A 19,781-nucleotide genomic window follows, 5' to 3' on the forward strand; every position below is an offset into this window, starting at 1 on the left:
TCATTAAAATTTTTTGCTGTAATTGACGAAGAAACGGTTTTCAGAGAAATCGTTTCCATGTTTAATGTCGTAATTGATGAAGATGTACTGAAGAGCTAAACCTTTGAGGAATGGCTGTTGAAGGGCATAATTGACAATAACGTTTGCTTCACTTTCTTTGTTTTTTAAGCCATCTGCTGTTTTGAAGTGATCGCCGTATACATACTTCAAAGTGGTATTTAGACCCGGTACATGATCTTTAAAGTCATAGCCATAGATGAAGTGATAAGACTTTTCATCTTGTTTGAAGAAACCAGTCGTATTCCAGTTAATGAAATAAGTTTCAGGCAAGAAACCATCTGGTAACGGATAAGCAGACTCACCAATAATTTGCTGATAACCCAAACCAAAACTGTGATTTTTTACTTTAAGTGTTTCTAATAACCCTATATTTTGTGCGTCGATGTCAAATAGATTTCCATTATCTTTAGCATTGAAATATTTGAATTTTGAATTAACTGAAAAATTAGAATATTTCCATATATGGTCAACGCCGACATAATGTTTGTTATATAAATCCTCCATATTCCCAAGGTAATATTCACCCTTCAACGTAGGCGTAAATTGATAGCGAAGATCTAGGTAGTTAAGGCCATCAGAGTAGCCAGTCACACCTTTTGAAGTAAAAGAAAATCGATGAAAATCTTCTTCATTTCGTGGTGATACTTTTTCAATACGGCCAATTTCTGCAAAAAGCTTATCGTTTAGCTGACTTTTAAGATTAGTTCCCCAATAAGACGTTAGAAGTTGTCGACTTGCATCTACAGTGGTTACGGGTAAATCCAGCCATAATTCACCAATGCTGAGTAGTGTCTTGTTATAGCCTAACTTTAAGGTTGCGCCATATTTTAGATAATCAGGTGCTTGGGACTGCGTCGATTTATCGAAAGGTAATACCGTATCTGCAACATGTTTATCTTGGCTTAAACGAACCGCATATTGTGCTGAAGCATTTGCGCCAATTTGAATCGGGGTTCCTCCAATTTCTAACGGCGTATCATGCATATTTGAGTTGTAAAATAGAGAAACTGATTGTGACCAGCTACCTGTGTCTTGTACATCTGGATTGTCATAGTTTCTGTCTATATATGCATTTTTTGATGTAAATTTCCATTCTTCATCCGCTGAATAAGCCTGAGTAGAAAATGCACTACAACATAAAATATTGATGAGCATTAACGTTTTTTGTTGTCCGTAAATTGGCCATGGTCGATGCATAAATAAACGCCTTAATTTAGAAAATGACTGGGCTTTTTTATGTAATCAAACGAATTACATGACTTGATTGAACTATTTTTAGTCAATCGTCACTATCCAATAAGTCCTAATCTTCATCCATTTTTTCCAAATTAGATAAAAAGCATTAATTTAATTTTTTAATTTAAGGTTATGAAATTTATTAGTTTTCTTATTCTTAGGGTTTTATCCAGTTTGATTGATTTTGATAATTGCGCAGAGATTGGATAGTGCTTGCAGCTTTTGGACAGTCTAAAAAAAAATTCGGATAGAAGATAAAGCCATAACAATGTCAGGAGTTGACACTATGGCTGGTCAAACCATTCAAATTAAAACTGCATCTGGAAAGCAGTTCAATGCATATCTAGCGATGCCAGAAACAGGAAAAGGACCTGGTGTGGTGCTTTGTCAGGAAATCTTTGGGGTGAATGCAGCAATGCGGGAAAAAGCAGATTTTCTTGCAGAAGAAGGCTATACCGTTTTAGTTCCTGATCTATTTTGGCGTGTAGCACCTAATATCGAGCTCGGTTATACACCAGATGATTTTCAAAAAGCTTTTGAACTTTATCAGCAATATGACGAAAACCTCGGTGTTGAAGATATTCAAGACAGCTTAGCTTTTTTAAAGACACGACCAGAATGTGATACCTCTACAGGTCTCGGCGTGGTTGGCTATTGTTTAGGTGGAAAGCTTGCTTATCTTGCGGGTTGTCGACTTTCGGAAGTGGCATGTGCCGTAGGTTATTACGGCGTAGGCATTGAAAAAGCGTTAGATGAGTTAGCTAACGTAAAAGGACGTTTGGTTTTACATATTGCAGAACTGGACCAATTTACACCGCCAGATGCTAGACAAGCGATTGTTGATGCAGCCAACCAATATTCAAATGTACAAGCCTATGTTTATGAAGGTGTTGATCATGCTTTTGCACGACCAAAAAGCAATCATTATCACAAACCTTCAGCACGCTTTGCGCATGAGCGTACGGTAACAGCTCTACATGACACGATTGGGCCGAAATATGACTTAGTTGCCTTATGGGAAGAGCATATTCTTCATGAGTTCGATACACGTGACGTACCAGCAACCATGGCAACGATGGTTGCAGAACCTTATGTCAACCATATTCCAACGTTAACTGGTGGTGTAGGCCAAAGCCAGCTTGCTCGTTTTTATCAATATCATTTTGTTCACCAAAACCCGAAAGATATGAAGATCACCTCGATCTCTCGTACGGTTGGCTCAACGCAAGTAGTAGACGAGTTCATTATGAGCTTTACCCACAACGCTGAAATTGACTGGTTATTACCCGGTGTAAAACCAACCGGTAAATACGTCGAGATTCCAATGTTAGGTGTGATCCAGTTTAGAGGGGCAAAGTTGTGCCATGAGCATATTTACTGGGACCAAGCATCTGTACTTGTTCAAATTGGTTTATTAGATCCAACAGGCTTACCAGTTGCAGGTGTCGAGACAGCACGAAAACTTCTTGATGAAGATCTTCCTTCCAATACGTTGATGCCATCTTGGTCAAGTAGCGAAGGCAAGCCAATAAATTAAGGAGTATCTACAATGAATATAGATTTAAAAGGAAAAGTCGCTGTGGTGAGCGGCGGAGCAACACTCATTGGTAAAGCTGTTGTACAAGCTTTGGTGAGTGCGGGTGCTCATGTTGCTATTTTAGATATTGATGGCAAAGGCAAAGCGATTGCAGAAAGCTTTAACCATGACGTGATGTTTATTCAAACCGATTTAACCAGCGATGCGGCTATTCAACAAGCCGTGGCGGATATTCACCAACATTTAGGTGAAGTGAGTTATTTGGTGAATTTGGCATGTACCTACTTAGATGATGGTTTTAAATCTTCACGTCAGGACTGGTTACAAGCACTCGATATTAATTTGGTCTCTACAGTTGAGCTGAGCCGTGCTTTATACCATGACCTAAAAAAGCAGCAAGGTTCAATCGTTAATTTTACTTCCATTTCGGCCAAAGTGGCACAAACAGGGCGCTGGCTATATCCGGTTTCTAAAGCCGCGATACGTCAACTCACACAAAGCATGGCAATGGATTTTGCTGGCGATGGTATTCGCGTCAACTCAGTTTCACCAGGTTGGACATGGTCTCGTGTCATTGCAGAAGTCAGCGGTAATAACCGTGAAAAAGCCGATAGCGTGGCAGCCGATTATCACTTGCTAGGCCGATTGGGTCATCCCGAAGAAGTTGCCAATGTTGTTTTGTTTTTATTGTCACCTGCTGCGAGCTTTGTTACCGGAGCAGATTATGCGGTCGATGGTGGCTATTCAGTGATGGGCCCTGAAGGATCACAGCCCGCCATTCCACGTTTAGCCGAATAGCACAGCGTTTTAAAAGCACATTTAGAAAATTATGGAGAAGATTATGCGCCGTATCGCAATTGTTGGAGCAGGACAGTCTGGTTTACAACTTGGTTTAGGCTTATTAGATACAGGCTATGACGTGACAATGATCACCAACCGAACTGCCAATGAAATCCGCCAAGGTAAAGTCATGTCAAGCCAGTGTATGTTTCATACCGCTTTACAAACTGAACGTGACTTGGGACTGAATTTTTGGGAAGAACAATGCCCAGCAGTAGAAGGCATTGGGCTAGCTTTAGTCAATCCTGAAAATGGTGGTAAAGCATTTGAATGGAGTGCTCGTCTTGAGCGTTACGCTCAATCGGTCGATCAACGCGTCAAAATGCCATATTGGATGGAAGAATTTGAACGCCGTGGCGGTCGATTGGTAATTCAGGATGTTGGAGTAGAAGAGTTAGAACAACTCGCAAACGACTACGAGCTTGTATTACTCGCGGCTGGTAAAGGTGAAGTCGTTAAACAGTTTGAACGTGATGATGTGCGCAGTGTTTTTGATAAGCCTCAACGCGCTTTGGCTTTGACCTACGTCAAAAACATGAAGCCAATTTCACCTTATTCACGTGTGACTTTTAACATTATTCCTGAAGTCGGCGAATACTTTTCATTTCCAGCACTTACCGTTAATGGTCCTTGCGACATCATGGTGTTTGAAGGTATTCCAAACGGTCCAATGGACTGCTGGCAAGATGTCAAAACACCCGAACAACATCTGCAATGCAGTTTGAATTTACTCAAGAAATTTGTGCCTTGGGAATATGAACGTTGCACAAATGTTGAGTTGACCGATGCAGGCGGATATTTGGCTGGATGTTTCCCACCGACCATACGTAAACCCGTTTTGACATTACCGTCTGGCAAGAAAATTTTTGGGATGGCAGATGCCTTAGTGGTGAATGATCCGATTACAGGTCAGGGCTCAAACAATGCTGCTAAGTGTAGCAAAATTTATTTCGATGCCATTTTAGCCAATGATAATCAAAACTTTAGCGAACAATGGATGGTTCAAACTTTTGAACGTTATTGGGCTTATGCAGAAAAAGTCGTAGCTTGGACCAATAGCCTGTTAGCACCACCGCAGCCTCATGTTGTTGAACTATTAGCAGCTGCAAGCCAAAACCAAAGCATTGCTTCAATTATGGCCAATAACTTTGATGACCCGCGCTCTTTTGCCCCTTGGTGGTTTGATGCAGATCAGGCTCAGGCATTCATGGCCTCAAAAACCGCAGCAAAAGTGGCTTAAGGTCAAAATATCAAAGGGAGAATTAAAAATGGACACAATTGAAACTCAAGGTTTACAAAGCATTAATGCTGAAAATCCAAGAGAAATCCGTAATTTACTTGGGCAATTCGCAACTGGCGTTACCGTGATTACAACTCGTGGTAAAGATGGTCGGAAAATAGGTATGACCGCCAATTCATTTTCGTCGCTGTCTTTAGACCCACCATTAATTTTGTGGAGCCTTTCAAAAACAGCGCCAAGTTTGTCTGATTTTGTTGAAGCAGAATATTTTGCCATTCACATGTTGGCGCAGGAGCATCATCAGCTTTCGGGACATTTCGCTCGAGGTGCTGAAGACAAATTTGCAGGCATTGCACATCAACAATGCAATGCAGGCGTTCCAATTTTGTCCGATGCACTCGCAACCTTGGTTTGCCGTAATGTAAATCAGTATGAGGGCGGAGATCACCTGATTTTTATTGGTCAAATTGAACAATACCAACAGCGCCAAGGTGAACCATTGGTATTCCACGCAGGAAAGTATCGGATTGCCGCTGAGCATCCAGAATTAGCAGGTTAATTCACCACAATCACGATCAATCCGGTCGTGATTTTTTATAGGAAATAAGAAGATGAAAAGCACTTTAATTAAACATGGATTTTTAGCAGGGACATTGTTGGGTTTGCCATTGGTTACACATGCCTATGATTTACCGACCGTAAATTTAGGCATGACCAGCTTTCTCGATGGCGGATTACCCGCAGGGCCTGGCTGGTATGCTCAAACCTATTTTCAAAATTACGATAGCAATAAACTGGTCGATTCCAATGGACAAAAAATAGGTTTACCTAAAACAGATTTAAATTATCAAGTACTGGTTGAGCAGATTAGTTATTTATCGAATGTCCGAGTAAAAGATAAAGCCAGCCTAGGTATGAATTTTTTAATTCCTTTTGTCAACAAAATGGACATGGATGATGGCTTGAATAATGCTGCCATTAAGGCCCAAAGTGGCTTTGGAGACATTATGATTGGACCTTTTATTCAGTTCGATCCAATCATGGGTGCACAAGGGCCGAAATTTGTACATCGTTTTGAGTTTCAGGTGAATTTACCTACTGGGGAATACGACCAGCAAAAAGATATTAATCCAGGTAATAACGCTGTTTCATTTGACCCTTATTGGGCTGCCACATATTGGTTTAGTCCAAAATGGACAGCTTCAACGCGTATCCATTATCTCTACAACTTTAAAAATGATGACCCGAGCTATGCGTTTGCTGGAGCTAATGATATGCAAGCTGGGCAAGCAATTCATGCAAACTTCGCAACAGACTATGCTATTACTGAACAGTTCCGTTTAGGACTAAATGGTTATTGGCTAAAACAAATCACCGATACCGAAGTGGATGGTGAAAAAGTTAAAGGTAGACGTGAGCAAGTCTGGGCGATTGGTCCGGGGGCGATGTATAGTTTTTCTAAAAATGATCATTTGGTTGCAAATGCTTATTTTGAGCAAGATGCTGAAAACCGACCAGAGGGAACACGACTACAAGTTCGCTATGTTCACCATTTCTAAGTCATAAAAAAAGCCTTTTATATCAACAAATATAAAAGGCTTTCGTCTATTTTAAACTTAAGAAAAAATTGAAGTAATTAAGCCTGAACCTTCATTGTGACCAGAACGGCGAGTAGACGAAGGTAACTCACCATAGCGGCGTTTATATTCTTGAGAAAAACGGCCTAAGTGAGTAAATCCCCATTTAAATGCAACGTCTGTGACCGATAGATTTTCATTATGCATCAGCTCTAGATGAGCTTGTTCAAAGCGTAATTCTTTTAAATAAGACATTGGGGTCGTCCCCAAATAATTTTTAAAACCAGTAAATAGTGTTCTTACGCTCACGCCAGCATGTTCAGCTAAAATTTCAACATTAAGCGGCTCATGTAAATGTTCTTTAATATAGGCTTCTGTACGCTTCACGAAATAAGGAGAGACGGTTTTTTCTTTATAATGATCAAACTTATGTAATGCGTTATTGGGTTGACCATAAATAAGTGCATTAAACAAATTTGACTCAAACTGTTTAAAAGCTAAAGGATGATGGAGTGGATGTTGCTCACATGCTAAAGCATCCATTAATGTTCTAACGAGCTGTAAAAAGTAGGCTCCACTTTGTGTAGAAAAGTCCAATTTTGGATCAAAAACGAGTAAGTTGTTCTCTGAATCGGCAATGTGCTGACGGCAATGGTAAGTAAAATCATTCTTTGACACTTTTAGAATGAGCTGCGGTGAGTTCGCGTGCCAGCGCATACGTAACGATTGCTGAGGAGAAATAAGAGATGCAACTTGAGAATAAGAAATAAACCTTTGTGAACCAAACTCGATTTCTGCGTAGCCTTGAGTTGGAATTTGAATTAGGTAAAAGTTATCCAGATGATCTGGTTCAATAATGACATCCGCGCCATATTCCAAGCGACTAATAGACAATGCGCCTGTTTTAACATGGTGCATGGTTGCACTGAAATCTCGCTTCTGCTGAGAGATTTTAAGATCATGTGGTTTAAAAATTTGGCCTACATTTCGGCAGGTTTCGCTTAAATCGTGGTGATCAAACACCAGATTATGATTGGTAAAGATAGACTCATTTTGAAAATGACGCCCACTGAGTTCTGGGGAGTTGGCTTGGTTCATATTTATCCCTTTTGGCTCACTCCTGTATTTACTGTGCAAAATATGTGAAACCTTAGCTTTGCAACAGTAAATACGGCACTTAAAAAAATTAAGTTACTCGCAAATTACAATGAGATATAAGCAAAATACAGACCAATTTATCCGCTAATTAATGTGATTTTCTCAAATTTTTACTTCGGATTTTGTCCATCAATTTAATACATTCGAGAAATAGAATAGGGGGATATAAAAGGTGCTATAAGTTAATCTCATCATGATCTTATTCCTTAAGATCTATCAAAATTTATAGCAAATCCGAGTGAGCTGGTCAATTTATTTTGTCGGAATTTATTATTTTATATTATTGATATATAAAAACTTTTAATTTAAATGCAAAAATTCAATATACCCCTTATAAGAGTATATTGAATGATTTCAGGTTTAGTGGTTTTTAAATTATTTATACTTCAACGTGATGTATTACTCTGTAAAAACTTCTCGCTGTAAATACGATAGTTTTGCAAAGATTGTTCATCTAACCAATTTTTAACAGCTTCAATCATTGGCGGTGGACCACATAAATACATATCAAAAGCCTGCTCGGCCAATTGATCTTTATTCAAGTGCTCATGAATATAGCCTGCTTTACCTTGCCATGTTTCAGTTGCTTTAGTTACAATCGGGTGATAACTAAAGTTTGGTAGCTGTTCAGCATACGCATGTAAACGCTGTTGTTCACACAAGTCAGTTTCATTATTTACGCCGTAATACAACTGAACGGCAGGGGAGTTCGGTTGATCCACCAAGTTATCTAGCATTCCCAAGAAAGCTGATAAACCTGTTCCACCCGCCACAAAAACCAGTGGTCGTTCTACTTCACGTAAGTAGAAACTACCAAGCGGCGCTTCAATAAGTAGGCTTTGTCCAACCTGACAACGATCACGCAAGTAATTACTCATAATACCGTCTGGTAAGAGACGAATGAGAAATTGCAATTGATTGGTTGTATTTGGTCTATTTGCAAAAGAATAAGAACGCCAATCTTCAGTATCCGGTATTTGCAAACGAGCATATTGACCCGGCAAAAACTGAAGTTGTTCAGCGTGACTGCTTGCATCAAGATGTAAGATTGCTGTTGTTTCAGAAACCAGCTCAACCGCAGTCACTTTGGTTTCAATTTTTAAAGTATCACCCGCGTTACAGATAGCAGAATCATGATCGAAATAAAAAGCTGCATCTGATTTCACACGCGTCTGGCAAGCTAACATTTTACGCTCAGCCAAATCACGTTCACTTAATGCATCTTCATCAACATATTCTTGTTCATAAATACCAGTTTCACACTGACCCTGACAGGTACCACAAACACCTTCACGACAGTCTAGCGGTAGGTTAATTCCTTGGCGAACTGCTGCATCAAGCAACAATTCGTCGTTATTTACCGAAATGAAAAAGGTTTTGCCATCGGCAAAGTTAAGTGCAACTGAATGTCCCATTTTCATTCCCCTTAAACGTGATAGAAGTCTAAAACGGAATCAATTTTGTCATTCAGCAAAATGCTGTGCTGACGACGAATGCGGAAACCATCTGCTGTTTGACGTAAAAGATAAGTAGCATGTCCGTAAAAACAGCCTTCTAAACCTTGACGGTTATAAAGCGTTTGCCATGCAACTTTTGCTTCAATTAATCCATCTTCCAGTGTTTTAACTCGAATGTTATTCATGCTGTGCAAAGTACGTGGTAACGGCGTTGCAGATGCTGCTTTACCTGTACGAATACGGAATACACGGTCTTCGAGTCCAGTACGGTCCGCATAATAAATATAAGACAAGCCCTGATTTGGATCTTGAACATAGTTATGGTCATCAATCCACTGTGGAATATGATATTCACTATCTTCATCGTAAAGATCTAGGTAGGCATCCCAGTCATAAGCATCGCAAAGCTCTGCCTTTTTGTACAAAAACTGAGATACAGCAAAATGTAGTTCTTGTGACATGGTTACACCTCATCCATTACGGCATTATTTTCAAAAGTAATATCCTGCATTTTCAAGGCTTTCTTGTTTAAGCCGTCGAGCATTAGACGTTGCCAGTGCCCATGTTGGTTTACATAGAGTCCTTCATGGGTAAATTCACGGCCAGTAATGACGGGTTGAATGCCTAAGTCTTGCGAGTTTTTGGTCGCGCCATATTCCCAAGACTGACAACCACGAGAAATATCGCTCCAACGTTCAAGACGTGCCTGAAAACCTTTTTGCTGTTCACGGAATTCAACTAAATCGTCTGGTGTACCAAGGCCCGATACGTTAAAGAAATCTTCAAACTGGCGAATACGGTTACGGCGTGCTTCAGCAGATTCACCTTTAACACCAATGCATTGACTGATGACTTCGGTTTTATTCCATGCCACAGGACGAACGATACGAAGCTGTGAACTAATTTGGTCCATAAAGAATAGGCTAGGGTACAAGTTTAAGTTTCTTAAACGATGCATTGCCCATTCAGCATATTTTTCACCGTATTTTTCAACCATATATGGCATAACTGTACTGTAGCCCGGACGAACTGTCGGATTTGGCATATCACTGAATAAAACACTATGGCCATTTTTAAAGCTAAACCAGCCATCGTCAGTTTCTGAGTCACCGGCACCTAACTTGCTATAGTCAAGCGTATCAAGTTCTTCACCTTTTGATGCATTGACTTGCTGACGATGTTGAACTGTAGAGACATAGTTATAGTGAACAGTGCTGACATGGTAACCATCTAGGCCATTTTCATTTTGTAGTTTCCAGTTACCTGCAAAGGTATAAGATGACTTGCCTTGAAGTACTTCTAGTTCACCTGTTGGCGACTGATTAACCATCAAATCAAGAAACAGTTTTGCATCGCCCAAAAAGTCTTCTAGAGAATCTGTTGCTTGAGTATCAAGGCTTACAAATACAAAGCCACGATAGCTGGCAATACGGCCTTGTTTTAAACCACGGCTTGATTTATCAAAATCTTCACAATATTCACTAGGTGCTTTGACTTTCACCAAACGACCATCTGACTTGTAGCACCATGCGTGGAACGGACAAGTAAATGTAGATTGGTTGCCTTTAGCAACGCGTGTTAAGGTCGCACCGCGGTGTTCACAAGCATTGACCATCGCGTGTAATTCGCCTTTACCATCACGGCTCACAATAATCGGTTGACGACCAATTTGAACTGTTAGGAAATCATGATTGTTTGGAATCTCACTTTCGTGACATGCATAAATCCAAACCTTTTCAAAAATAAGTTCCATTTCCAAGTCAAATAGTTCAGGCTCGGTAAACATATTGCGTGCAATACGAAACACGCCATCATTAGGACGGAAGTCGATACATCCATCTACAAAATCATTCCATTGTTTTAAATTAGATGAGGTCATTGCTCAATCCTCTAATCAATCAGCTTTTAACTGATTGAACCGCGATTAGGCCTTAGCCTCTATCCGTTTTTTCCAGATCTTTATCCACTTTGTGCAGTTTTGATTTTTTAAATGAACTCTTTTTATGAAAGAGTAGAGACTTAAATTTGTATGTGTTTTAACCTATCAAAGTTCCCTATAATGTTAAGAAGCATAAAATGAAATTTTGTGAACTAAGTCTATGAAAGAACAAAACTTAAAATTACAAATTAGAATTCTTTTAGAGCAAAATATTGCATTTGGTCCGGGTAAAGCAGACTTACTTGAAGCAATTGAGAGAACTGGTTCGATCTCACAAGCCGCAAAATCTATGAATATGAGCTACCGCCGTGCATGGCAGTTAGTCGACACCATGAATCAATGCTTTGAAACAGCTTTAGTGGAAACGCAAACAGGCGGAACACATGGTGGTGGGGCAGCTGTCACAGCTTTGGGCCAGAAAGTCTTACAACATTACCGCCAAATGGAAATCAATGCTCGACAAGCCTTAGAACATGATTATCAAATTATGAGTAGCTATTTAAAAGGTTAAGATAAAAGGTTGTTTAGGCATGAAATCTTTTAATTTGGTATAGCTTTTGCTTAATTCAAATTACGTGCTGAAAAAGCACTGCTGCATTCCAGACATCTATAGTTAATGAATTATGCTTTTCATAATCTTCATGTAGCGCTATATTCTTGGGTATATATCGCTGCAAAAACGACAAAAGGTAAAAATAATGGTAAGTGATACGAAGATAAAAAAATTGGCTTTAGCCTGTTCAGTCCTCAGCATCGGATTGGTCTTTAATGTCTCAGCCAAGGCTGAATCGGTTACCGTTTATGCAGCAGCGAGCTTAACCAATGCAATTAATGATTTAGAAAAAATTTATGAAAAACAAAATAAAGTAGAAGTTAAAACTTCGTATGCTGGTTCATCAACCTTAGCTAAACAAATTGAAGCTGGAGCACCAGCTGATATTTTTATTTCAGCAGATACCCAGTGGATGGATTATCTGCAAAATAAAAAACGAGTTGCAGCAAATGACCGTATAAATTTATTAGGTAATCGTTTGGTGTTAATTACCCCAAAAGGGCAGTCATTAAACATAAAACTAGATAAAACGACTGATCCAAATAAAGTGTTTACAGGAAAGGTTTGTACAGGGGATACCAAAAGTGTGCCTGTAGGAAAATATGCTAAACAAGCTTTTACTAATTTAGGTTGGTGGAGTCGTATTGAGCCAAAACTAGTCGAAACAGAAGATGTTCGAGCTGCATTAAACTTTGTTGCACGTGGTGAATGTCAGGTTGGGATTGTTTATGCAACCGACGCTGCAATTAGTAAAGATGTGAATGTAGCTGGTGTATTTCCGGAAAATACGCATTCACCAATTATTTATCCTGTAGGGATAGTTAAAAAGAATTCAAACTCAGCAAAGTTCTATCAATTTTTACAAAGCAATCAAGCCAAAGCTGTTTTTAAAAAATATGGCTTTAGCGTGTTGGCTCCAGTAAAACCATGATGTTTTCTTTAACCCCAGAAGAGCTCAGCGTGCTACAACTTTCTTGTAAGGTGGCAGCGAGTTGTCTTGTAGTTAGTATTATTCCTGCGATTTGTGTGGGATGGTTTCTAGCACGTAAAGAGTTTTGGGGTAAATCATTCATTGAAACATTGGTATTTTTACCTTTGGTACTTCCACCAGTTGTACCTGGTTATTTACTTTTGCAAGTTTTTGGCAGTCGCGGCATTATTGGGCAATATTTGGCACCGCTCGGAATTGATTTTGCATTTAACTGGAAAGGCGCTGTTCTTGCTTCGGCAGTGATGGGTTTCCCGCTACTGGTGCAATCTATTCGACTAGCAATTGAATTGGTCGATCAGCGTTTAGAAATGGCAGCAAAGACATTAGGAGCTTCATCTTTAGGGGCATTTTTTCATGTCACTTTACCTCTTGCCAGCAGTGGCATTTTAGTTGGTGCTATTTTATGTTTTTGCCGTAGTTTAGGTGAGTTTGGGGCCACCATTACCTTTGTAGGTAATATTGCAAATGAAACACGGACTTTGCCTCTAGCCATGTATAGCTTAATGCAACAACCCGATACCGAGGCCGCTATTCAACGGCTTATTGTTTTATCGTTGAGTGTGGCTTTTTTAGCGCTATGGTTTGCACAGTGGTTTCATCGTTATCAAAAGAAGCGCTTAGGGCGGTAAAATTATGTTGATTGATTGCCGTTTTGAGCTACAAATGGGCCAATTTCATATTGAACCTAGTTTCCAGTCAGATGCTGCTGTTATTGGACTATTCGGTGCATCGGGTTCAGGTAAAACATCGATTTTACATGCCATTGCAGGCCTGAATACTCCGCGTAATGGACTCATTAAAATACAGGATCAAACATGGTTTGATTCAGATCAAAACATTAATTTGAGCACCCAAAAGCGACATGTTGGATTGGTTTTTCAAGATGCTCAGCTTTTTCCGCATAAAACGGTAAAGCAAAACTTATTATTTGGTCTTAAGCATCTTTCCCAACAAGAACGTCACTTTGAAGCAGATTATATTATTGAGTTATTAAAGTTAGGGCACTTATTACAACGTATGCCCATTAAACTCTCAGGAGGGGAAAAACAGCGCGTGGCACTAGGTCGAGCATTGTTATATTCACCTAAACTGTTACTTCTAGATGAGCCTTTATCAGCATTAGATGCGAATCATAAAGCTGAAATTATTCCTTTTTTTCAGAAAGTAAAAGAGGAAATAAAAATTCCAATGATTTATGTGAGTCATGATATTCAAGAGATTAAACAACTGACCGAAACAATGTGGATTCTATAATTTTTCATTTTTTATACGCATTTCCAAACTTACAAGATTCAGGATTATCGAGAACTCATTCTTAGCCTGCTGGAGATTGAACCCTAAAAGTTACTAGGTTTGATAAACCATAAATCAGATTTTAGCCGAATAAATCAAAACCTGCCTTATTGAAAATGATTATTAACAATAAAATATTTCTGACCTTCTAATTTAATAAAAATAATATAAAACAACAATTTAATTTAAAATTTTAAGCTAAAGCTCATTTGCCTAAGATCATAAATTAATCTTTTATTTTAATTTACTCTTGATAAGAATGATAATTATTTGCAATTATATTTATAGATTTCTTTATAATATAAATTGGAGTATCCACATGCGCTCTACCATCGTGGTCACAGGTGCTGCAAGAGGGATAGGAGCGGCTATTGCCAAGCAACTACTAGATCAGGGCTATCATGTTATTGGTATTGACCGACAAGAAAATCCTAAACAATGGGATATCAGCAAAACAATAACGCCAGATCAAACTTCACAATGGCAAGGCATCTCACAAGACATTACCCATCAACAAGAAACACAAACTTTAATTTCAGAGCTTTTAGAAAGATACGAAATTACGGGGTTAGTAAATGCAGCAGGAGTATTAATTATGCGCTCCATGCTTGAAGCCAAAACGGAAGATTGGGAAACACTTTTTGCGGTCAATGTCATGGCACCTATCGCGATCAGCCAACAAGTTGCTAAACATTTTTGTGCAAAAAGGCGGGGTAGCATTGTCACTATTAGTTCAAATAGTGCGCGTATGCCGCGTATGCAACTTGGTATGTACGCCACCACTAAGGCCGCACTGAGTCATTTTTGTCGCAATCTGGCACTTGAAATCGCGCCTTATCAAGTCAGGCTGAATATTGTTTCACCTGGATCTACTCTCACTCAAATGCAGCAACAACTCTGGACAGATAATGCACCTCCACCTGCAGTAATTGATGGTGATTTGAGCCAGTACCGAACAGGTATTCCCTTAAGAAAACTCGCGCAACCAGATGATATTGCCAATACCGTGATCTTTTTACTCTCGGACCAAGCCGCCCAAATTACGATGCAAGAAATAGTGGTAGATGGGGGAGCTACACTTGGAGTCTAAAGATTACTTCAGCACAACAACCATCTGAAATTAAAAATATTTTGAAAGATAGAAAAGGAAAATACTAATGAGTATTCCAAAGATTGCAAGTTATAGTATGCCCCAAGCCCATGAATTTACTCCCAACAAAACAAATTGGTTATTGAATACCAATCGAGCTGTTTTATTGATTCATGATATGCAGCAATATTTTTTAGATTTCTATGACTTAACTCAAGAACCTATTCCAGAGTTAATTAAAAACACCAAAGCATTAATTGATGCTGCTCGCCAATCTAATATTCCCGTTGTTTATACAGCACAACCCGGCAATCAATCACCTGAACATCGACAGTTATTAACTGATTTTTGGGGACCTGGTTTAAAGAACGAGCCGAGCTTTACACAGATTTTGCCAAAAATTTCACCTCAAAAAAATGATACGGTTCTTACCAAGTGGAGATATAGTGTTTTTAAATTTTCACCTCTCGAACAACTCATGCGGGAATCTGGTCGCGATCAACTGATTATCTGCGGGGTATATGCACATATTGGTTGTCTTATGAGTGCTGCTGAAGCTTTTATGCTAAACATCCAACCATTCTTATGTGGTGATGCACTAGCTGACTTTAGCCGAGAAGAGCACGATATGGCGTTAAAATATGCTAGTACACGATGTGCTCAAGTCATGACAACACAACAAGTGATTCATGCATGGATGCAAGAACAAGATGTACCATCCTTAGCATAATAGTCATTTAACTTATTCTATTTAAAATATAAAAAGCAGATCATCGATCTGCTTTTTATATGGGTGGAAATGAATACTTATAATAGAGAATTGATGCAACTCATCATCATTTAATCAGTAATATATAATGGTTATCATTATGTATTTGATAATTACTTAATATTGAATATTAAAACTTATATGTATATGATACACCGCTAAACATAAATGATAATATTTATCATGTGTTAATCATTATATAGAATAAGGTCGAAAAATGACTTAATGAAGAGGGTCGCAATATGGTTCAGCTCAAGAATTCTTTTATTCGCCAAGTGCGTACATGTAGATAGTGAATTAGGAATAATATTAAATTATTCAGAATCTTATAATCAGCTCAAAGCTTATTTATAGGGTAATAAGCTCTGATTTATACATCAAATCATTTCCATAATTTTCAAGTAAGTATAGACAAAATAATTTAAAAAATTTCTATATTTTTTCAACATTAAGGTTAATTAATCATGACAGCAACTTCAAAATCATTATTAAATGGACTACCAATAAAAAAATCAAGAATACAGGTTTTTGAAATTTTAAATCAAAATCCACAAGGCTTAAGTGCTGTGAGTATTTATACGCAAATTAAAAATGAACATAAAATAACGCTAGGAACGATTTATCGAATCTTGTCGGAATTTGAAAACCGTAAACTCATCAAAAGGGTGTTTTTAGGAAAAAGTAAAAGTATTTATAAGCTTAGAAAAGACAAGATGAGTTGTAACCTCATTTCGCTCAAAACCTCTGAAGCCTTGAACTTTGAACATGACAAAGTTAAAGAATTACTTCATGAGGTTACTGATATTATTTTTGCAAATACCGGAGTCGATATCAGTAGTGTTGAGCTCAATCTATATACCGAATAAAAATCTTTTAAACTGCCATAAAAATAAAGGACAGCATCATACTGTCCTTTATTCTCATTAAATCAGTTACTTGATAACTTTAATTCGAGTCGTAGCTGGAATAGTTAAGGGTGAATCTTTAGAGTTTTCAGCAACATAGTTTTCAAGCGCATCAATATCTTGACCACCACCGACACGGTTTTGGCCTTCTTTTAATACCGTAAAGTTGTCACCACCATCTGCCAAGAAGCTATTTACCGTCACGCGATACACTTTAGTGTCAACCAACGGCGAACCTGCAATCATAATATTACTTGCTCGTGGTGAAACAGATGTATTTGCCGCATATTGATAACTCAACTCCTTAGACGGTTGTAAAATTCTAGGCGAATTTGCATTTGCACCAGACCATTGCTGTTCAAGCACATCTCTAATCTGTTTACCGGTTAAGCTCAAAGTCACAATAGAGTTACCGAAAGGTTGAACTGCAAAAACATCGCCAAAGGTAATCTGGTTACTACTATTAATGAGTAGATCCGCACGCACACCACCTGGATTCATTAGCGTAAAGTCTGAGCCTTGATTACTTGCTTTTAAGGCAGCCGCTTGCTGAGCATCGGCAATCATAATACCTAGCGGACTTTCACCACTTTCGACTTGAGTACGGCTCACAACGGCAGTAGATGTACCAACCACACGACTTGAAATGGTGGTCACAGCTTGGCGGTATTTATCTAAAATCGCTTCAATGCTTGGGGTTTTACTAAATTTTTGATAGAGATCTGTAAGACTTACTGTGGTTGTACCAGACGTATATGCTTCACTTTGTACAGGAACCTGTTTCGCATCTTTTTTAATGATATCACCAGTTTTACCATCTAATTCAATCTTGATGTCAGTAATGAGCGTGCCATATTGTCCAGCTGAAGTAAGTAAGAATGGTTTAGCCGGATTTTTTGTTGCATAGTCACAAATATAAGATTGATGTGTGTGACCTGAAACAACAATATCAACTGCTGGATTAAGCTTATCCAAAATTCCTAAAATCGGACCACTTAAACCATCACATGTTTTTTGATTGAGCTTCGTACTTGGCGCCGCACCTTCATGGACAACGACTACAATCGCTTCAATTCCTTGTTTTTTTAATTCAGGAATCAACGCATTTACTGTATCTGCTTCATCACGGAACTCAACGTCTTTAATACCTGCCGCAGAAACAATACTTGGCGTCGCTTTAAGAGTTAAACCAATAAATGCGACTGGAATTCCACCATAAGTTTTAACTTTATAGGCTGGGAAGATTGTTTTACTAGCGTCATTTTTCATTGCGACGTTAGCAGCAAGGAAATCAAATTTTGCACCACTAAAATTTTTATTAATTTGACAAGGTGCAGTGCTGGTATATTGCTGACATCCACCATTTTTTAAACGGCGTAATTCGTCTGTACCCCGATCAAATTCATGGTTACCTACAGCATTAAAGTCAATTTGAATATCATTCATGACTTCAATGGTTGGTTCATCTAAAAATAAAGAAGAGGTGAGAGGAGAGGCGCTAATTAAGTCGCCTGCCGAAACCACAGCATTATTTGGATTTTCTGCTTTAAGTTTTTTAATTGCATCGGCAAAGTAACTCACTCCTCCTACAGGAATACGAACAGATTGAGCAGCATCATTTGGATTTGGTGCCTCGACATAACGCTTAGGTGGCTCAAGATTTCCGTGAAAGTCATTAAAAGCTAAAATATTTACGGTTTGATTGCTTCTTTGGGCAGGTGGTGCTGTGTCATTATCATCATCGTCATTACATCCCGCCAATAATGCTACAGCCAGAGAAAGTGTTGTTACTTTAAAAAGTATTGTTAAATTTTTCATTTTTTTATCGTTTGATCAATTAAGACGGATAAAAAAATACGCTTTTAGTATGAATGTTTGATGAAAGACCCAATAAGTAAATATGTTCGAAATATTAAAATTTGGACAAAAAACACAATTATCGAACAATATCTTAGCTAGGGGTGGTCTACAAACCCAATTTTTTTATTTAGAATAAATTTTTAATTGCCTTATAAATCTTAATCAAGTGATTCATTTCATAAGATTAATATGAACCGGAGATAATTTATGCAATGGACTAAACCAGCTTTTACTGATTTACGTATTGGTTTTGAAGTTACAATGTACTTTGAAGCACGTTAATCAGTTTCATCAAATATGTCATAAGCCCTAGTCTTGTTCTAGGGCTTATCTCTTTCTAATAAGATATTAATTTTATGTATATTTATGTTTTAGGTTCAGCTGCCGGAGGCGGGTTCCCGCAGTGGAATTGTAATTGCCCGAACTGTCATGGTGTACGCACAGGTACAATCCAAGCCAAAGCTCGTACTCAATCATCAATTGCTGTTTCTGAAAATGGGACAGACTGGGTTTTATTAAACGCATCACCTGATATCCGTCAGCAACTTTTCGAATTTAAAGCAGCGCAACCAGCGCGTAAATTACGTGATACAGGAATAACAAGCGTTATTTTAATGGACAGTCAGTTAGACCATACGACTGGGCTTTTAACCTTACGTGAAGGTTGCCCAATGAATGTATGGTGTACAGAAATGGTCCACCAAGATTTAACGAGCGGCTTTCCAGTTTTTAATATGCTCAAACACTGGAATGGTGGTCTTCAATACCATGAAATTAATCCTAAACAAGCCTTTAAAATTGATAATTTCGAAAATTTAGAATTTTTGCCTTTAATTATTAAAAGTGCTGCGCCACCATATTCACCGCATCGAAATGATCCACATGACGGCGACAATATTGCTTTAATTATTAAAGATCATAAAACACAGAAGCAGTTGTTCTATGCGCCAGGTCTTGGAAAAATTGACGAACAAATCATGCAGATTATGCAGAGTTCAGACTGTGTCATGATTGATGGTACGCTTTGGACAGACGATGAAATGCAACAAACAGGGGTTGGAACTAAAACTGGCCGTGAAATGGGGCATTTATATATTAGTGGCGAAGGTGGTTCATTGTCTTATTTAAACCAGTTGAGTACACCTAAAAAAGTGCTAATTCATATTAACAATACCAATCCAATTTTAAATGAAAACTCTAGCCAGTTTGCTGAGCTTAAAGCAAATGGTGTAGAAGTTGCCTATGATGGCATGCAGATTGAACTCTAAGGTGAAAC

At 38.4% G+C, this 19,781-nt stretch carries 20 protein-coding genes; 14 read left to right on the forward strand and 6 right to left on the reverse strand.

Annotated features, from left to right (window positions below; translation table 11 throughout):
• Positions 1-3 precede the first annotated feature (3 nt).
• Complete coding sequence (locus J663_RS12505) at positions 4-1,215, reverse strand: OprD family outer membrane porin (RefSeq protein ID WP_416202334.1); 1,212 nt, start codon at positions 1,213-1,215, stop codon at positions 4-6.
• Between the two features lie 367 nt (positions 1,216-1,582).
• Here J663_RS12505 and J663_RS12510 point away from each other — a divergent pair, with 367 nt between their 5' ends.
• From J663_RS12510 to J663_RS12530, 5 genes are read left to right on the forward strand one after another with little or no spacing between them, the layout of a single operon-like run.
• Positions 1,583-2,833 carry a dienelactone hydrolase family protein gene (locus J663_RS12510; protein WP_033850031.1) on the forward strand — a complete coding sequence of 417 codons (1,251 nt, stop codon included), beginning with the start codon at positions 1,583-1,585 and terminating at the stop codon, positions 2,831-2,833.
• A 12-nt stretch (positions 2,834-2,845) separates the two neighbouring features.
• Positions 2,846-3,631, forward strand: coding sequence for an SDR family oxidoreductase (locus J663_RS12515; protein ID WP_033850033.1), 786 nt, complete (start codon positions 2,846-2,848; stop codon positions 3,629-3,631).
• 43 nt (positions 3,632-3,674) lie between these two features.
• Positions 3,675-4,913 (forward strand): styrene monooxygenase/indole monooxygenase family protein, encoded by a 1,239-nt coding sequence (locus J663_RS12520; protein ID WP_033850035.1) that lies wholly within the window; start codon positions 3,675-3,677, stop codon positions 4,911-4,913.
• A 28-nt stretch (positions 4,914-4,941) separates the two neighbouring features.
• Positions 4,942-5,472 carry a flavin reductase family protein gene (locus J663_RS12525; RefSeq protein ID WP_033850036.1) on the forward strand — a complete coding sequence of 177 codons (531 nt, stop codon included), beginning with the start codon at positions 4,942-4,944 and terminating at the stop codon, positions 5,470-5,472.
• A 52-nt stretch (positions 5,473-5,524) separates the two neighbouring features.
• On the forward strand, positions 5,525-6,472 hold the full coding sequence (locus J663_RS12530; protein ID WP_033850038.1) for a SphA family protein: 948 nt from the start codon (positions 5,525-5,527) through the stop codon (positions 6,470-6,472).
• A gap of 57 nt (positions 6,473-6,529) precedes the next feature.
• Here the strand turns inward: J663_RS12530 and J663_RS12535 are convergent, their stop codons facing one another.
• The 4 genes from J663_RS12535 to antA all read right to left on the reverse strand — a co-directional run bounded on the left by J663_RS12535 (position 6,530) and on the right by antA (position 10,984).
• Positions 6,530-7,588, reverse strand: coding sequence for an AraC family transcriptional regulator (locus J663_RS12535; RefSeq protein ID WP_033850040.1), 1,059 nt, complete (start codon positions 7,586-7,588; stop codon positions 6,530-6,532).
• Positions 7,589-8,034: 446 nt separating this feature from the next.
• Positions 8,035-9,069, reverse strand: coding sequence for an anthranilate 1,2-dioxygenase electron transfer component AntC (antC, locus tag J663_RS12540; protein WP_078225326.1), 1,035 nt, complete (start codon positions 9,067-9,069; stop codon positions 8,035-8,037).
• A 5-nt stretch (positions 9,070-9,074) separates the two neighbouring features.
• Positions 9,075-9,566 (reverse strand): anthranilate 1,2-dioxygenase small subunit, encoded by a 492-nt coding sequence (gene antB, locus J663_RS12545; protein WP_033850042.1) that lies wholly within the window; start codon positions 9,564-9,566, stop codon positions 9,075-9,077.
• Positions 9,567-9,568: 2 nt separating this feature from the next.
• Positions 9,569-10,984 carry an anthranilate 1,2-dioxygenase large subunit gene (gene antA / locus J663_RS12550; RefSeq protein ID WP_033850044.1) on the reverse strand — a complete coding sequence of 472 codons (1,416 nt, stop codon included), beginning with the start codon at positions 10,982-10,984 and terminating at the stop codon, positions 9,569-9,571.
• Positions 10,985-11,204: 220 nt separating this feature from the next.
• Here antA and J663_RS12555 point away from each other — a divergent pair, with 220 nt between their 5' ends.
• The 7 genes from J663_RS12555 to J663_RS12585 all read left to right on the forward strand — a co-directional run bounded on the left by J663_RS12555 (position 11,205) and on the right by J663_RS12585 (position 16,606).
• Entirely contained in the window at positions 11,205-11,555 is a 351-nt protein-coding gene (locus J663_RS12555; protein WP_000664122.1) for a winged helix-turn-helix domain-containing protein, read from the forward strand.
• Between the two features lie 187 nt (positions 11,556-11,742).
• Positions 11,743-12,528 carry a molybdate ABC transporter substrate-binding protein gene (gene modA, locus J663_RS12560; protein ID WP_033850046.1) on the forward strand — a complete coding sequence of 262 codons (786 nt, stop codon included), beginning with the start codon at positions 11,743-11,745 and terminating at the stop codon, positions 12,526-12,528.
• On the forward strand, positions 12,525-13,217 hold the full coding sequence (gene modB / locus J663_RS12565; protein WP_033850048.1) for a molybdate ABC transporter permease subunit: 693 nt from the start codon (positions 12,525-12,527) through the stop codon (positions 13,215-13,217). Before modA ends, modB begins: the two co-directional genes overlap by 4 nt.
• Positions 13,218-13,221: 4 nt before the next feature.
• Positions 13,222-13,842, forward strand: a complete 621-nt coding sequence (locus J663_RS12570; protein WP_002113565.1) for an ATP-binding cassette domain-containing protein — start codon at positions 13,222-13,224, stop codon at positions 13,840-13,842.
• A 358-nt stretch (positions 13,843-14,200) separates the two neighbouring features.
• Positions 14,201-14,971 (forward strand): SDR family oxidoreductase, encoded by a 771-nt coding sequence (locus J663_RS12575; protein WP_033850050.1) that lies wholly within the window; start codon positions 14,201-14,203, stop codon positions 14,969-14,971.
• A gap of 67 nt (positions 14,972-15,038) precedes the next feature.
• The gene (locus J663_RS12580) at positions 15,039-15,701 is read left to right on the forward strand and encodes an isochorismatase family protein (RefSeq protein WP_033850051.1); all 663 of its coding nucleotides are present in this window, start codon (positions 15,039-15,041) and stop codon (positions 15,699-15,701) included.
• A gap of 503 nt (positions 15,702-16,204) precedes the next feature.
• A complete protein-coding gene (locus J663_RS12585) occupies positions 16,205-16,606 on the forward strand; it encodes a transcriptional repressor (protein ID WP_005069251.1) in 402 nt (133 codons plus the stop codon).
• A 66-nt stretch (positions 16,607-16,672) separates the two neighbouring features.
• Here J663_RS12585 and J663_RS12590 read toward each other — a convergent pair whose 3' ends face one another.
• Positions 16,673-18,463: a bifunctional metallophosphatase/5'-nucleotidase gene (locus J663_RS12590; protein ID WP_033850053.1), complete on the reverse strand. Its 1,791-nt coding sequence runs from the start codon at positions 18,461-18,463 to the stop codon at positions 16,673-16,675.
• A gap of 249 nt (positions 18,464-18,712) precedes the next feature.
• On the opposite strand from J663_RS12590, the gene pqqA reads away from it, so the two are divergent.
• Positions 18,713-18,787 (forward strand): pyrroloquinoline quinone precursor peptide PqqA, encoded by a 75-nt coding sequence (gene pqqA, locus J663_RS18990; protein WP_001982218.1) that lies wholly within the window; start codon positions 18,713-18,715, stop codon positions 18,785-18,787.
• 74 nt (positions 18,788-18,861) lie between these two features.
• Positions 18,862-19,773 carry a pyrroloquinoline quinone biosynthesis protein PqqB gene (pqqB, locus tag J663_RS12595; protein WP_033850055.1) on the forward strand — a complete coding sequence of 304 codons (912 nt, stop codon included), beginning with the start codon at positions 18,862-18,864 and terminating at the stop codon, positions 19,771-19,773.
• Positions 19,774-19,781: the final 8 nt, after the last annotated feature.

This window comes from Acinetobacter sp. 826659 (assembly GCF_000588515.1).
Lineage (GTDB): Bacteria > Pseudomonadota > Gammaproteobacteria > Pseudomonadales > Moraxellaceae > Acinetobacter > Acinetobacter pittii.

Bases quoted from the DNA above. Each gene is read 5' to 3' on its own strand.
- modB (WP_033850048.1), top strand. From the start codon at position 12,525: ATGATGTTTTCTTTAACCCCAGAAGAGCTCAGCGTGCTACAACTTTCT.
- J663_RS12570 (WP_002113565.1), top strand. From the start codon at position 13,222: ATGTTGATTGATTGCCGTTTTGAGCTACAAATGGGCCAATTTCATATT.
- J663_RS12585 (WP_005069251.1), top strand. From the start codon at position 16,205: ATGACAGCAACTTCAAAATCATTATTAAATGGACTACCAATAAAAAAA.
- J663_RS12530 (WP_033850038.1), top strand. From the start codon at position 5,525: ATGAAAAGCACTTTAATTAAACATGGATTTTTAGCAGGGACATTGTTG.
- antB (WP_033850042.1), bottom strand. From the start codon at position 9,566: ATGTCACAAGAACTACATTTTGCTGTATCTCAGTTTTTGTACAAAAAG.
- J663_RS12515 (WP_033850033.1), top strand. From the start codon at position 2,846: ATGAATATAGATTTAAAAGGAAAAGTCGCTGTGGTGAGCGGCGGAGCA.
- J663_RS12520 (WP_033850035.1), top strand. From the start codon at position 3,675: ATGCGCCGTATCGCAATTGTTGGAGCAGGACAGTCTGGTTTACAACTT.
- antA (WP_033850044.1), bottom strand. From the start codon at position 10,984: ATGACCTCATCTAATTTAAAACAATGGAATGATTTTGTAGATGGATGT.
- J663_RS12580 (WP_033850051.1), top strand. From the start codon at position 15,039: ATGAGTATTCCAAAGATTGCAAGTTATAGTATGCCCCAAGCCCATGAA.
- J663_RS12525 (WP_033850036.1), top strand. From the start codon at position 4,942: ATGGACACAATTGAAACTCAAGGTTTACAAAGCATTAATGCTGAAAAT.
- J663_RS12555 (WP_000664122.1), top strand. From the start codon at position 11,205: ATGAAAGAACAAAACTTAAAATTACAAATTAGAATTCTTTTAGAGCAA.
- J663_RS12510 (WP_033850031.1), top strand. From the start codon at position 1,583: ATGGCTGGTCAAACCATTCAAATTAAAACTGCATCTGGAAAGCAGTTC.
- J663_RS12575 (WP_033850050.1), top strand. From the start codon at position 14,201: ATGCGCTCTACCATCGTGGTCACAGGTGCTGCAAGAGGGATAGGAGCG.
- J663_RS12590 (WP_033850053.1), bottom strand. From the start codon at position 18,463: ATGAAAAATTTAACAATACTTTTTAAAGTAACAACACTTTCTCTGGCT.
- pqqB (WP_033850055.1), top strand. From the start codon at position 18,862: ATGTATATTTATGTTTTAGGTTCAGCTGCCGGAGGCGGGTTCCCGCAG.
- J663_RS12505 (WP_416202334.1), bottom strand. From the start codon at position 1,215: ATGCTCATCAATATTTTATGTTGTAGTGCATTTTCTACTCAGGCTTAT.
- modA (WP_033850046.1), top strand. From the start codon at position 11,743: ATGGTAAGTGATACGAAGATAAAAAAATTGGCTTTAGCCTGTTCAGTC.
- antC (WP_078225326.1), bottom strand. From the start codon at position 9,069: ATGAAAATGGGACATTCAGTTGCACTTAACTTTGCCGATGGCAAAACC.
- J663_RS12535 (WP_033850040.1), bottom strand. From the start codon at position 7,588: ATGAACCAAGCCAACTCCCCAGAACTCAGTGGGCGTCATTTTCAAAAT.